Genomic DNA, 15,441 nt, shown 5'->3' with positions numbered 1-15,441 from the left:
TGTCTTATAATCGATTTTTTTGCAATAAAAGGGCGAGTTTACTTCTTTCGACATCATGAAGCAAAAACAGGGGGTTTTTACAGTTTCTTAACTGCAGGATTTGTCGCCTGAAAGAGAAACAAAAAGAAAACACGCGTTTTCCATTAAGAAAGGCGTGTTTTCGCGTGCATATTAATATTTTGTAAAATAAAAACTTGGACTAGCTCTCCTGGTTGCTGAATAAGCTGTATAAGTCAGCCAAAAGGAGGCCAAGCATGGGAAGTATCTTTAATTATATCTTGTTAGGAATCAGTCTTTCAGCACCAGTCGGTCCAGTTAACGCCGCTCAGATGGAAAAAGGCATTCGAGGCGGTTATCTTCAAAGTCTGTCTGTCGGCGTTGGAGCAATGCTGGCAGATATCCTTTATATGCTGCTTGTGTATCTCGGGTTTTATCATGTTATCATGATCCCCATTGTGCAGTCCTTCCTCTATTTCTTCGGAAGCTTTGTCTTCCTTTATTTAGGTGTGGAAAGTGTGCTGAAGACCCGTACATTGACACGTGCCAGTATGACAACCGTCGCACCGCTTCAAGGGCTTCGCTATGGATTTTTGCTTGCACTCGTCAATCCAATTAGCATTATGTTCTGGGTCGGCGTATACGGCTCTGTATTAGCCAAGATCGTCGAGCACGGCGAAGGAAACCATTTATTATTGTATACAATCAGCATTTTCGTCGGTGTGTTTCTCTGGGACAATATCATCGCCCTGCTTTCCAGCAGTTTGCGCCGCTTCCTCAGTGATAAACTGCTGCAAGGAATAACACTCGTATCCGGTTTGTCTTTACTAGGCTTTGGCATCTATTTCGGCTATTTAGGCGTGCTCAGTGTTTTGTGATTTCTTGCGTTTCACCCAAATACCAATAAGTAAGATCAAAACAATAGCTCCGCCGCTTGCATATAAGCCCGGTCGGACTTCTGCTTCAACGGCTGTTCCGCTAATACCAGCAAGCAGCAAGACAGCACCGATGACAGACACCACTTTATTACCAATTTTATAATCCTCATTTTTCCAAGCTGATGCCAGAATGAACAGCCAGTTGTACAGCAGCAGCAAACCAGCAGCCGTGGTAATGTACTCATATATTTTCCCGGGCAATAACAAAGCCGTAATAATACTGGCCAGAAGCCCGACCGCAGCAAGCAGCATACTCGCTAAGGGCAAGTCTTTATATTTCAATTTCTTCGCGAAGAGTTGGGGCGCGTCTTTGTCTTTCGCTAACGTCACTAATAAATTGGTGACAGCGAATAGAGCTGCACAAAGTGTGGAGAAACCCGCAATTATAACCGCAGCGTTAAACACATGCGGAAAGAAACCGAGCGGTGTTTTTTCAAGTGCCGTAACAAACGGGCTTTCATTCGTGTGAAACCCGTGTGTGCCGACTAAACTGCACGCCAGGAGCAGGGAAATAATGTATACAATAGCTAGACCTATCAGCATAACGGTCCCAGCCTTGGCTGCTTCTTCTTTTTTCTTCAGCTGCATCGCCATCAGTCCGATAACCTCGATTCCGCCAAACGCATAAAACGCGTAAATCAAAGAAGCCCACAAGCCTTTGAATCCATCATGAAGAAACGATTCCTGAAACGGTTTGTACGTGGACTCTGTCGAAATACCGCCGAATAAGACAAGCAGAGCCAAGATAATAAACATCGTGATGGCAGCTGTCTTGACGACCGCAAATATATTTTCCATCTTATTAAAACCTTTTGCACCAGCAAGAACAACTATAATAGCCAGCGCAGCGTAAATAGCGGAAAACACCCACAATGGGATATTCTCAAACCAAAACTTACTCAGAAGAGATATCGCCGTCAGCTGGCTGCCCATAATAAGGATATTCGAGCACCAATAGCTCCAGCCGCAGCTTAAGGCTGCCCAGCCTCCAAAGGCTTTGCCTGCGTAATAACAAAAAGATCCTTCCTGCGGATCGCTAGCGGTCATTTTTGCCAGAGATAGAAAAACAATCAGCGTACCAGCCGCTGCCAATGCAAACGAAATAACAATCGATGACCCAGTCAAGTGAATACCGATTACCGACCCGAGAAAGTATCCCGTCCCAATGGTACAGCCAATCCCAATCAATGACAGCTGCCACCACTTCATATTACCTGAATTAGATGTTTTGCCTTGTCCTTTATTACCTGGATGCTTTTTCAAACCGTTCCCTCCTTGTTTCGTTAGTATGAGGAGGGAATGATGGAATTATGTAAGACAGGCGTGGTAAGATAAGATTATTCTATTTATGCAAAAGGAGCATCACGATGCCGTCTAAAGGAAAAAAAGCCTTTTTCTATTCTATGTTATTTTTACTCGCTGTAATGATGATTGGTACGATATATATCGTGTTTAACGGATACAGAGATCTTCTTGGAATGTAGAGAGCTGCCGCTAAGGACAGCTCTTTTTTTACTGCTCTTCTCCAATCTTTTCCTATTAATTGGTCACTTTCTTATAGAAAGCCCTACTTTTGTAAAGCTTTTGTAAATACTATCAAAATTACCTTTACATAACCTTCACAATTAGACATAATAGGCGTGTTTGCGACAGATAATAAACCTCAGGGGTGACGATAGTGGAAATTAACGTACAAGAACTGATCTTCTCGTTTATCGGGGGATTAGGTATATTCCTTTTTGGGATAAAGTCAATGGGAGACGGACTGCAACGGTCTGCAGGCGACAAATTACGTGACATTTTGGATAAATTAACAACTAACCCGCTTATGGGCGTACTCGCTGGTATTCTTGTGACCGTCTTGATTCAAAGCAGTTCAGGTACTACCGTTATAACAGTAAGTTTGGTTAGTGCCGGATTTATGACACTTCGCCAAGCAATCGGCGTTATTATGGGTGCCAATATCGGTACAACGATCACTGCCTTCATTATCGGTCTTGATGTTGGCGCTTATGCACTGCCGATCCTTGCAGCAGGCGCATTATTACTATTCTTCTTTAAAAACAAGAAAATCAACAACTTAGGACAAATCTTCTTTGGCTTTGGTGCTTTGTTCTACGGACTAGAGCTAATGAGCGGTGCGATGAAACCACTCCGCGGCATGGATGCTTTTCATGATTTCACCGTACAAATGAGTGACAATCCTATTTTAGCAACAGTAGCAGGTACACTGTTCACTGTTGTCGTACAAAGCTCCAGTGCAACAATTGGAATTTTGCAAGGACTTTATTCAGAAGGACTTGTTGACTTGCAGGCAGCATTGCCGATTCTTTTCGGAGATAACTTAGGAACAACAATTACAGCTGTGCTAGCTTCTATCGGTGCATCCGTTGCAGCGAGACGAGCTGCTTTCACACATGTATTGTTTAACGTTCTAGGTTCGGTGATTTTCTTAATCTTACTTCTTCCATATACGGCACTCGTTCAGTGGATGCAATCAACATGGGATTTAAATGAAAGCATGACAATCGCATTTGCACACGGAACGTTTAATATTACGAACACGCTCATTCAGCTGCCATTTGTTGCAGTACTCGCCTGGATCGTAACGAAGCTGATCCCTGGAAAAGACAAGCTAGCTGAATTAAACACCAACAAATTGGATCCTGTTATGATTCAGCAATCCCCTTCCGTAGCACTGGGAAATGCAAAACAAGAAGTTATCCGCATGGGTGATGTCGCGGTCCAAGGTTTGGAAGCAACCAATCAATATCTACAAACCAAGTCAGTCAAACACGCTGATAATGCGTATCAGCTGGAACAAGCGATTAACAACTTTGACCGCAAGATTGTAGACTATCTAGTCCAAATCTCCGCTGAGTCGCTCTCTGTACAGGAATCAGAGGAACATGGCGCTCTGCTTGACGCGGTGAGCGATATCGAACGTATTGGTGATCATTTCGAAAACATGGTGGAGCTTGTTGAATATCAGCAGTCAAACAAAGTAAAAATCTCCAGCTCTGCAATGGAAGATTTAACAGAGATGTTCCTGCTTACAACGGACACCGTAAGAGATGCGATGCTTTCCTTGCAAGACAGTGATAAAGAGCAAGCAAAACTCGTTATCCAGCAAGAACATAAAATTGACGCAATGGAACGCAAACTGCGCAAGCAGCACATCCAGCGCCTAACAGAAGGCTCCTGCAGCGGCCAATCCGGTATTATCTTTATTGATATGATCAGTAACCTAGAACGTATCGGGGACCATGCAGTGAATATTGCTGAAGCAGTGCTTGGGGAATCGAAGCATATGCATAGAGTGAATAATTAAAACAAAAAGAGCTCCTGGCAAATGACCAGGAGCTCTTTTATTTAGGAAATCATATCATGCACTTTATCTCGTTCATTCTGTTGAATTTCATAGTAATAAACGCCATCTATTTTTGTACCAGTACCTTGCATCTGGTAATTTTCCGCGTTTTGCCGCACGTTACGATAGTTCTTAAACAAATCTGTCATGGTTGAGAAATCCATGTTTGTTTTCACATTATTACCTAGCGCACCCAAGATATCATCAACTTTGTTAACTGATTTGATGCTTGCACCTTTATCGATAACGGCTTGGATAACCTGACGCTGACGAGCATTACGACCGAAGTCACCATCTGGATCTAAGTGGCGCATACGAACATAGCCCATTGCTTTTGGTCCATCTAACTGGATATCACCTTGTGCATAGTGGTAGCCTTTCTTGTAGTACCCTTCATCAATCCAATCAAGCTGATTATTAACTGTAATGCCGCCAACAGCATCAACGAAATCAGATAGACCCTCCATGTTCATTTCAGCGAAATAATCCACATCCATATCCAAGAAGTTCTCCACCGTAGCAACCGACATATCAATGCCGCCAAACGCGTACGCGTGATTAATTTTATCGACAGTTCCATGTCCTACAATTTCTGTACGCGAATCACGCGGGATACTAATGATTTTCATGGCAGCATTTGCTGGATCGAGCGACATGACCATCAGCGCATCCGAGCGGCCTGCGTCACCCTCACGCTGATCGACACCAAGGAGCAAGATATTTATTTTTTCTTTTTCTTTTACTTTCGTTGTTGATTGCTTCTTATCAATAGCTGTTGTATCTTTCTGCATTGTATTAACTGTTGTTTTTGCTTTATTGGTAGCATAGAAACCGGTAACTGCCACGGCAATTACTAGAATTGCAACTATGCTTAACATTACTTTCAGCCAAGTTCGTTTCTTCTCACGCTTCTCTTTCCTGCCCAAAACCATATCCCCCTTATTCTGTTACCACTGGAAATCTGATTATATCATAAAAAACCTCTTCTTTTTGTTAAATCTTTCAAAAAAAGAAGAGGTTTCTATTACTTTCTACTCACTTTATTGATTCAAAAAAGTCTGAGCTTCCTGAGTGTTTTGTTCCAAGCCGCCAACATTAAATTCCAGCACAGCCCCGACATCATAACGGGCATCATGATAGCTGCCATCCACCGGAATACGCATCGTTTGCATATCTTCTGTTTTGCCGCGCAGTACATCAGTACCCATTGACAGTAGCAAGCCATTCCGTACATTTGTGCTCACATAACCATTTGCAATACCAATCATCTTCGGCAGCTTGGCAACCGTCGTGACACTCGCCACTTCCTCTTTCAGCTTCGTTAATACTTCCTGCTGACGCTGTACTCGCCCATAGTCACCATTCGCATCATGGCGAAAACGACTATAAGCTAATAGCTCCTTACCTTGCAGCTTTTGTGTACCTTCCGTCAACTGAACACCTAAAGCTTTTTGGTCTGTTGTCATCTCTGGGGTTACCGTCACTTCAATCCCATTTGGCGCTACAGCATCGACTAGCTTTTCAAAGCCTTTAAAATCAATTTCAGCGTAATAACTAATATCTATACCAAAGTTTTCTGTAACTGTTTTTCGCATTAGTTCTGGTCCACCTAGGGAATAAGCAGCATTAATCTTGTTATATCCGTAGCCAGGAATATTCACATAGGTGTCTCTCATGATCGAGATAAGTTTCGGCTCCTTTGTATCGGAGCTGTAATTAGCAATCATAATGGTATCCGACCGAGCACTATCTCCTCCACGAGAATCACTTCCAAGTACAAGCACATTCACGTTATCGACATTTCCATCTGAACCATTGAATTCCACGTCGTCACTAAGATTGTTGTCCGCATTTGCAGCGCGCGAAGCATTATAAAATTGAAGTCCTGCATAAGATCCAATTGCTATAAAAGCAATGAGAAATACCACCATAAACACTCTGAATTTGCGCACTTTTTTCTTCTTGCGCGTCTGACGTTGTAGGGTCACGTTGATCCGCCTTTCTTAGGAATACTTACTAAAGATAATAGCATGAAATGTGTTGGCGAAGTATAGCTTTTATACTTCATAACAAGGTGTGTTCTATAATTTGCAAAGTTTATTTTCCATATTCATTCGCTACGTATAGTAATATTAATTAGTTTTAGCCAACACATTGAGTACTTCTTACTAACCAATGCAGAAAGAATTATACTGTAAACGGTTAGTGGGCGAACCGCGACCTTGATGTCTGATGCAGTTTGAAAGGTGCCGCCTTTGAACAATGCTTTCTTCTAATTGCTCGGAACGAAGTAATACCTGATAATCTCATGTATATTATAAAATTATTTCTCCCTCGTAATAATAAACATTTATTTGCCCATCTAATGACTCATTAATTATGACTTCTTGTCCTGAATATTGAACGCATGAAAATCTACTTGAAATGATGTTTCAAAACACCATCTCGGTCTATCATCCGATAGGTGAGAATATTCACCCCATACTTTAGATGATAGAGGATTAAGTTATCCTTTCAGCCAAATCTCTACAGGTTTTCCTTCTTTTATAGAGTGAATCCGGTTTTTGCGGTATCCCCCACCCACCTCAGAAGAATATGATTGAATTCTTTTAACGACTGTACAGCCAACCATCATTCATAACTGATAAACCGTTCGAAATTACCTTTTGTTTGTAGTCTATAAAAACGATGTACTTTAGGAGTTAAAGTCGAATTTCTAATAGAATTTTTCAGACGAAATAGAGTCTTTTCGAGTACTCTCAACTGTGAGATGTCATCTAAATAAATATTGTTCATTACGCAGCTACATTCATATCTTCCATATCAAAATACAAAAAAAGAGAAGGCTTATCCCCTTTAATTATAGGGATAAAGCCTTTTTCCCATCTTTATCTCATCTGTCCACTTACCAGGAGGCAGTGCAGGACATTTTTCACCAAACAAATCTAATTCTATTTTTCTTTTTTTTAACACCAACATCCTTTGTCTTTGCATGCCACTGCCCTAAAATAATACCAATTGTTATGAAATATACTGCTGAAGAGTTTGGGCTTAAAGCTACCTCATTAAACGTTATGTTAGCTAGGATTCCAAGAGTCAGTGTTTGAAGTAAAATTTTATCTTTTCTTACTTGAATAGTATGACTCTGTTTCAGAATAAAAGTAAAAAAATAAACATATAAAATCAACCCCAAGATACCCAATTGTCCTATTATCATTCCTAGTCCACTCTCGGTTATTTCAGTTTGAGCTCCACTGGAGTACAATCCGGCCAACACTCCTATATTTCCTAAACCTCGTCCTAATGGATGATTTACTAGTTCCGGAAATGCAGCAAAGAACCCTGTAATGTGCAATAACATACTCATGGTCGAGTTCATCATGGAATAAACTACAAATGCCCCTCCAGCTGCACAAGTACCTATCATTACTAGAATAAATATGGCTTTAGAAAACTTATGATATGCCCATACTACAGAAAAAATAAGTAATCCAAGAATTGCACCTTTACTTACAGCCAAACCAATGGATATAATCAATAGAATTGCTAGAAATTTATTTCTTAAATACCATGCTACCATGAATCCAAAAAACAAGAATGTCCCTAAATTAACAGGGTCAGCAAATGATGATACCATTCTTCTCAGTTGCTGTCCGCCCACCATCTCCGAAGAATAAAAATTTCCAGGCAGTCCTGTAAAAGCATTTAAAGGAAGGCCCTTCTTGGTCCATAAGTCCGGTAAATGAATTATATGCCAAATATCTTTAATTAAAAACCTTTCAGCAAAACCGAATATTACAACAAATATAACGATGTAAGATAAGTATCTTAAATATCTCGATAAGATCACATTACTAGAAGCAATCAGTCCAATTAAAATAAATAACATAGGCGTCATAACATTTCTCAATGATGCTAATGCTGAAGTAATGTGAGCATTAAAAATTATAATTGTTGCTAATGAATAAAGAACAAGGACTATGAATAAAATTAACATTTTTTGATATAAAGCTTTATTAAAGCGATATGGGGTTTTTATATAAATTACGCCAATCAATATGGCTGAATATAAAAAGTTAGTAATTACCATTAGTTGAATTTGAGAAGCATCTGCATACGGTGACACAAAACTCAAATACAGATTCTGAGTTGCTGATATTAAAATTGGTATAGTTATATAAAAAGAAAACTCTCTTCTTTCTACCATTTGTAGTTCATATACCAGAATGTAAATATACACCATTAAACTTAAAAGGTAAAAAATAATGTTAAAAGTTGAATGAAAGGCAATTGCCGACATCATTACTATACTTAAAAAAAGTCCAAAAAGGATAGATGAAAAGAGATCTAGTCCCTTATCATTAAAAGATCTTGTTAAAGAAGGATTCTGTATCATTAATTATCACCATTTTTCTTTTACTTTTCCCTATTATGAAATAATAATCTTTAATACGCAATTACCTTTGCCCTTTCCTCCACTTATCCATACTAATAACCAGAAAATTAGAGGTACCTAATAATTACTTTACATCCTGTTTAACGTATAATTTTAGATTTTTGTTAAGGATGTTGAGTGTATCACCTCTTTACACGAAATTTATTAAAGATTCATCTCCACATACTACATATCTATCTTAAATATCCAACCAACTATGACCAAACTGGTTACCTATAATCTATCTATTCTTAATTTCGTAAATACCTCGCTTTACTTTTCTTAGTGTTTTTCTTAACAGCGACGTACCAGCAATCTTTTCATAATCATTAATTAATGGTTTCATTTCTTCTCTAAAGACATTGAAATCGTTACTCTTTTGAGCTACTCTAAATGCTTTAAAACTTTCTTGTGAAATACGCATTCTTTTGACATATATTTCTTTCCTTTTTTTGCTTATCTTGTTTGAGGGGTTGACCCGCTTCTTAGGACGCCAAACTCCCTCTCTATCTTTTAGGTAAAGGCGATAGGAAAGCCCTTCTCTCCTATGTTTCAATCCACTTGCTTGAGATTGATAGATTTTTTCTTCACTAAGTTCTTCTAAGAATAACTCATTCTTATTATCTAAAATTAAACTATTAAGTAATGGATTTCTTACTATTACAATGTTTGTACCTTGACTATCATTTGAGTATTTCGGTAGCCAAGCATCACCGACAGTTACGTCCGCAGTTTCTGCTAATACATCATCACAAAATTCACAGGCATTGTATCTAAAGAATCCCTGCCCCCAGTTTGTTGTATATAGATCTTTTGTAGCCGAAATCTTAGTTTCTAATTTGTCATCGACATATCCAGTGGCTTGCACACCATAATTATTTGCTGCTTTATTCTCAAGTTTCTTTCTAAAATCTATAGTTTCAAGATGTTCAGGGTTAATACCCATTTGCCACCCCATAGATTTGGCAAACATGTCACTTTTCAAATGTCCACATACCAAACCAACATAAAATTTAATCCGTTCTTTTATCCTTGCGTCTTCACTTGCAAGAAGTCGAACTGATTTTAAGAAACATGGAACCCCTATAATGGCATACTTTTTATCACTATCTTTCACCATATTTAATATGTTAGATAACTCTATAGGATAATATTTTGATTTTGCTCCTTGTTCTAATTCGCTCCTATTAAATGACACCTTATACTCGAACAAGATATCTGAGTTTTCCTTATCTTCCCTATCCTTTACATGAATAACTCCATCTACCATATTGGTCTCAAGTAACTTTGAAGCAATCCAATTACCCATTCCCCCAGATGACCCTTTACTTCTATAATCACCTGACTTAACATAAGCAGCATAGTTATTTACAAAATAGCCCTCATATTCGTTATGTTTTATGCTAGGTATAGCTCCATATAATTCTTCACCTAGTTCTGATTCATCTTTACTATCATTTGAAAATGGGCATACCTTAAGTACATCAACTTCCATCTTGTCAATTTGTTCCTGTGGATTGTACACTGGTTTGTACTGACCGTTTTCATCTAGAACCATTGTTAATGGAGAATTATCAAGCGCAGCACATATACCACACCCAACACAATAATCATTAGAGACAACGGTCTCCATTAATTCCTTCACTTGATTATTCAATCTCATTTCCTCCTTTACATAAATGGTAATTTGTTGATTACATTTCTAATTAATCCTTTTTCAAAACTATTAAAAGCAAAAAAGTATATCATTAAGATATATGATAATGAGAATAAGGTTATCTGTAATAAAATACTAATAATGCTCTCTTCCATTGAGAAAAGAAGTAGAGTTGGTATTATCATATTAACTACTATTATAAAACTGATCTTCATAATATTTTTCCAAAATAATACCATGTTTAATTTCAACTTAATATTGTAGTATAGATTCATTATAATTGTATTTCCTATTAGCAAAGTAACTCCTAAAGCAATTGAGATACCAATTGCTCCATACTTTGAAGATAACAAGTACGCTCCTAGAATACAAAAAAATGCTGTCAATAATGTTACAATTGCACGAAAAGAATGCAAATTTTTAGCTTGTAATATTACAATACCAACATTCTGTATTAGTGGTGCAGTTAATGGAATCATTATTATAATGGCCAATATATATGCTTCAGTGTACTCTTGACCAGCCCATACCTTGATAAATGAACTACCATAAAGAAGAAACCCGGATAACAAGAATCCTAGAATATAAAACTGTAGTCGACCAATCTTAGTCATTAACTTACTCAGATCTTTTTCAGACACTTTATTAGCTATCATCATAGAAATTCTCGGTAGGAATAAACCACTAATCGAAGATGAAAACATCATATATAGTTTTACAAACTGTATTGAAACTCCAAAAATTGCTACAGCCATTGTACTACTTACACTTCCTAACACAAATTGTCCTGAATTCCAATATATTAAGTCGACAATTACATTCAAGAAAATGAAGAGCGAAAAGATTGTAATTTCACCAGTTAACTTAAAGTTAAGTTTTCCTAATATAAATCTAGTTTGGAGGAATTTAAAACAGTAAATTGAAACTATAGATAGACAAACTATATTTATAACTACGGTTGCTGTTACAACAAATAAAGGTCCATAACCCAATAGAAGTCCAGGTACTGTAAACAATGGTAGTGCTAAATACCTAATGATAGAAAGGGTTTTAAGATAGGCAAACTTCTCATATGCTTGCATAATGGAACTAAAGATAGCCAAAGGAAAAGATACAGCGAAATTCATTATTAAAAGAGTAATCATACCCTTAAGAATTGATAGTTCTTTCTCACTAAAGCTATCGCCAAAGATACGATCAACATAACTATTCATTATAATTCCAATTGTAGCAACCACAATTCCAATTAGTATATACAACAGTAAAAAAATGGTATTTATTCTTGCTTCTTGATTTTTATCGCCGATAGCTCTGTTTCTAGATACATAACGAACAACGGCGTTCCCCAGCCCCATATCAAAGACATTAAAATAAGCAAGAATAGGGCCTATTAATGTGTATAGGCCATATTCTTGTTGCGTTAGTGTCCTTAACAGAAACGGTGTATAAAGCAAAGCTATTGATAAATTAACAAATAGACTAATATAAGATAATATAGCTCCTAATTTTAATTTACTCATCAATACAACGACTCTCTAAACATTTAATGCTTTCTTTAAGAAATTAAGAGCTTTTTCTCTTTCAATTTGAAGTATTTTTTTGGACTCTTTGAAATCAAGATTAAATACATTATTTGGTTGAATCGCTTTATAGTATCTATCTTCTAGTTTAAAAGTATTAAGCAGTGTTTCAATTCTAGAATTCATAGACGGTAAACTACCATTTCTATCAAAAACAATAAATGGTTTTTCCAAAACAATAGAAAATACAGATCCATGGAACGAGTCAGTACATACTAATTCTGACTGTTCAATTAATCTTAAGAATTGAGCAGGATCTTTAGTGTACGTATCAGCGTCTTTAATATTTCCTAAATTTATAACATCTAGGTTATATTTAAGAGCGATATCATTAATCATTAGACTATATTCTTTAGGTATATCTCCTAAAAAATATGTAACCAGTGTTCCCTTTTTGCCCTGCTGGTCTATATTACTTGAGTTTATGAGCATATCCCATGATGATTCATCTAACAATAGCGTAGGATCTATTAATACACTAGCTTCTTTTCCTGTTAGTTGTTTTATTATAGACGCACCTGCATCCTCCCTAACAGATATATGATTAACACCGTTTAACCATGTTTTATATTCTTCTTCTCTTTCGGAAGGTACATTAGATACTCCAAAACTCGGAGCATAAGATATCCTTTTATGAAACTCAGCAAACGTTAGAAAATCAATTGATGATCTGTGATCAATAATTGGATTCCACACTTGATCACTACCAGTAATAAAATAATCAAATTTACTATTTAAATCTTCTGGTATATGGTTCTTGTTAATGACAAAATCTGTTTCTTTAATATGAAGTTTTGTAAAGGATTTAAAAGCCTTAATTCTATTATGCGTGTTATTAGAATATCTCTTATGGATTGCTCTTTCATTGACCTTATTAAATATATCTTTAATGTTTTTTCCTTTTAACTTTTTAATAATACTTCCATCGCTAGGTAATGTGTTAGAATTATTTACAACTGTTTCAACCTCAAATCCCAATCCTTTTATTACCTCTTGTAATGCAAAATTCTGTAACCTGTTTCCATAATTTCCGTAGTCGTTAATAGTTAGTAATCCAACTTTTTTTTTCATTTTTTACTCCCTTATTTATCCTCAGTAAGTAAACGTTCCCACCAACTTCTATTGTTTACGTACCATTCTATAGTTTGCTTTAGACCATCCTTAAATTGATAGTTAGGTTTCCAACCTAATTCACTAATCTTACTCGGATTGATAGCATATCTCTTGTCATGACCTTTTCTGTCCTTAACATATTCTATACAATCTAAGCTTTTACCAAAATACGATAAGATATCTGACACGACTTCTAAGTTCGTCTTTTCATTATGGCCGCCAATATTATATACTTGACCATTCTCTCCTCTACGAAGAACTAAATCAATAGCGGAACAATGATCTTCTACATGCAACCAATCTCGAATATTTTCTCCTGTTCCATAAACAGGTACTTTTCTATTTCTTAACACATTTGTAATTGCTAAGGGAATTAGCTTTTCTGGAAAATGAAACGGACCGTAGTTATTTGAACAACGTGTTATGTTAACAGGCAGACCATATGTCTTTGAGTAAGCTAAGACAATAAGATCAGATGATGCTTTACTTGAGCTATAAGGACTGCTTGGATCCAAAGGCGTATCCTCATTAAAATATGTATTTGGAGTGAAATCTAATTCTCCATATACCTCATCTGTAGAAACGTGTAAGAACTTTTTAATATTGGTTTTCAAACTAGCATTGAGTAGATTGTGAGTACCTAATACGTTAGTTTCCAAGAAGACATCTGGAGAATGAATCGATCTATCAACATGACTTTCAGCAGCAAAATGAACCACATAGTCAAATTTATATTCTTCAAATATATTGGTAATTTGTTCTTTATCTCTGATATCTGCCTCTATAAACTTATAATTAGGATTTGAAGCACATCTTTCATGTTTATTAAGTTCTCCAGCATAGGTTAAACTGTCTAGATTATATACTAAAGCGTCTGGATCATTATTTAATAGGTAGTGTACATAGTTTCCTCCGATAAAACCGGCGCCGCCCGTTACTAAGATCTTCGTTCTATTCATAAATCATCATCCTTTATCTAGGTATCGTGACAAGGCATCTTGCCATGTGGGCATTTGATAAACTTCGCCACTATTACTTAACCTGCTATTCTTAGGCCTCACTGCCAATGTTTTGAATTCATCGCTTGTCACCCTATTAATCACAGTATTGATTGATTTTTGCTTAAAAATCTCAGTTGCAAAGTCTGCCCAACTGCAATATCCCGTATTCGTAGCGTGATATATCCCACTTTTATTAGACTTAAATAGAGATAATAAAAAACGTGCTGCATCTACAGTATATGTGGGTGAACCAATTTGATCGTCTACAACTCTTAATTCATCTTTAGATTGACTCAGCTTAATCATAGTGTCTACAAAATTACTACCGTTTTTTCCGAACACCCAAGAGATTCTTACAATGCAGTAATCTTCCATATTCTGAGCTAGATATTTTTCTATTTTTTCTTTTGTCAGGCCATAATAATTTATAGGTTGTGTTTTATCATATTCATTATAAGGAAAATTTCCTGTCCCACTAAATACATAATCACTACTAATAAATATAATTTTAGAATTAATCTTCTTAGCAGCTTCAATAAGATTTACAGACCCTTCTACATTAACTTCCCAGCATATTTCAGTATCTATTTCTGCTTGATCAACCTTTGTGTAAGCTGCACAATGGACTATACAGTCAGGATTAAAGCTCTCAACAAAGTTGTTAACTTCGTTAAAGTTAGTTAAATTAAAGTCTTTTGTACTGACCCCTTTAACCTCATAGCCTTCATATTTAAAAACTTCTACAACATCATATCCTAATTGGCCTGTATGTCCTGTAACAAGTATCTTCATTACTTATATTCTCTTTCTAGAAAAGTATCTAAAGTTGGTGCCACTCTATCTTTATCCGAGATAACATTAACCTCAGTTGGCCAGTCAATTCCCAATATTCTATCGTTCCAAGCTATTGATCTATCGTGTTCCTTTGAATAATGCTCGTCAACTTTGTACTGTACTTCAGTTTTATCTTCTAATGTAATAAATCCATGTGCAAAACCTTTTGGTATTAACAATTGTTTTTGATTAGTTTCCGACAGGATAATACCATATGATTGTTTGAAAGTTTTGCTTTCTGGTCTTAAGTCTATAGCAACATCAAAGATAGACCCTCTAGTGCATCTAACTAACTTGGTTTGTGCTTTTGGATATAGTTGTAAATGTAACCCCCTAAGAGTACCTTTGTACTTTGAAAAAGAATGATTATCTTGGATGAATTTGGTATATATACCATTCTCTTTATACATATTATGATTGTATGATTCAGTAAACCAACCTCTTTCATCACCAAAAACCTTGTTCTCGATAACTTTTACTCCGTCTAAGTCAGTATTAAATGAATTCATTATTAAC

Annotated in this window: 12 protein-coding genes; 2 read left to right on the top strand and 10 right to left on the bottom strand. The window is 36.5% G+C overall.

From position 1 onward, the window contains the following. Positions 1-254: 254 nt before the first annotated feature. On the top strand, positions 255-875 hold the full coding sequence (locus CRO17_RS03745; RefSeq protein WP_097039376.1) for a LysE family transporter: 621 nt from the start codon (positions 255-257) through the stop codon (positions 873-875). On the opposite strand, the gene CRO17_RS03740 is transcribed toward CRO17_RS03745, so the two are convergent. Beyond that, positions 852-2,144, bottom strand: a complete 1,293-nt coding sequence (locus tag CRO17_RS03740) for an amino acid permease (RefSeq protein ID WP_097040069.1) — start codon at positions 2,142-2,144, stop codon at positions 852-854. The genes CRO17_RS03745 and CRO17_RS03740 overlap by 24 nt on opposite strands. 469 nt (positions 2,145-2,613) lie before the next feature. On the opposite strand from CRO17_RS03740, the gene CRO17_RS03735 reads away from it, so the two are divergent. Further along, positions 2,614-4,266 (top strand): Na/Pi cotransporter family protein, encoded by a 1,653-nt coding sequence (locus tag CRO17_RS03735; protein WP_179636809.1) that lies wholly within the window; start codon positions 2,614-2,616, stop codon positions 4,264-4,266. A gap of 41 nt (positions 4,267-4,307) precedes the next feature. On the opposite strand, the gene CRO17_RS03730 is transcribed toward CRO17_RS03735, so the two are convergent. The 9 genes from CRO17_RS03730 to rfbC form a co-directional block, all read right to left on the bottom strand. Then, positions 4,308-5,231, bottom strand: coding sequence for an LCP family glycopolymer transferase (locus CRO17_RS03730; RefSeq protein WP_425444391.1), 924 nt, complete (start codon positions 5,229-5,231; stop codon positions 4,308-4,310). 114 nt (positions 5,232-5,345) lie between these two features. Then, on the bottom strand, positions 5,346-6,293 hold the full coding sequence (locus CRO17_RS03725) for an LCP family protein (RefSeq protein ID WP_245864586.1): 948 nt from the start codon (positions 6,291-6,293) through the stop codon (positions 5,346-5,348). Positions 6,294-7,237: 944 nt separating this feature from the next. Beyond that, positions 7,238-8,701 (bottom strand): hypothetical protein, encoded by a 1,464-nt coding sequence (locus CRO17_RS03720; RefSeq protein WP_097039371.1) that lies wholly within the window; start codon positions 8,699-8,701, stop codon positions 7,238-7,240. Positions 8,702-8,981: 280 nt separating this feature from the next. After that, positions 8,982-10,397 (bottom strand): Coenzyme F420 hydrogenase/dehydrogenase, beta subunit C-terminal domain, encoded by a 1,416-nt coding sequence (locus CRO17_RS03715; protein ID WP_097039369.1) that lies wholly within the window; start codon positions 10,395-10,397, stop codon positions 8,982-8,984. 14 nt (positions 10,398-10,411) lie between these two features. Next, the gene (locus CRO17_RS03710) at positions 10,412-11,917 is read right to left on the bottom strand and encodes an oligosaccharide flippase family protein (protein ID WP_097039367.1); all 1,506 of its coding nucleotides are present in this window, start codon (positions 11,915-11,917) and stop codon (positions 10,412-10,414) included. Positions 11,918-11,932: 15 nt separating this feature from the next. Then, the gene (locus CRO17_RS03705) at positions 11,933-13,048 is read right to left on the bottom strand and encodes a polysaccharide pyruvyl transferase family protein (protein ID WP_097039365.1); all 1,116 of its coding nucleotides are present in this window, start codon (positions 13,046-13,048) and stop codon (positions 11,933-11,935) included. A gap of 11 nt (positions 13,049-13,059) precedes the next feature. Beyond that, on the bottom strand, positions 13,060-14,049 hold the full coding sequence (gene rfbB, locus CRO17_RS03700) for a dTDP-glucose 4,6-dehydratase (RefSeq protein WP_097039363.1): 990 nt from the start codon (positions 14,047-14,049) through the stop codon (positions 13,060-13,062). Positions 14,050-14,055: 6 nt separating this feature from the next. Then, a complete protein-coding gene (rfbD, locus tag CRO17_RS03695) occupies positions 14,056-14,883 on the bottom strand; it encodes a dTDP-4-dehydrorhamnose reductase (protein ID WP_097039360.1) in 828 nt (275 codons plus the stop codon). After that, a complete protein-coding gene (rfbC, locus tag CRO17_RS03690) occupies positions 14,883-15,434 on the bottom strand; it encodes a dTDP-4-dehydrorhamnose 3,5-epimerase (RefSeq protein ID WP_097039358.1) in 552 nt (183 codons plus the stop codon). The genes rfbD and rfbC overlap by 1 nt, the downstream gene beginning before the upstream one ends. Positions 15,435-15,441 lie beyond the last annotated feature (7 nt).

The organism is Terribacillus aidingensis, assembly GCF_900215625.1.
Classification (GTDB): Bacteria; Bacillota; Bacilli; order Bacillales; family Amphibacillaceae; genus Terribacillus; species Terribacillus aidingensis.
This window is presented reverse-complemented; position numbering and strand designations above follow the sequence as displayed.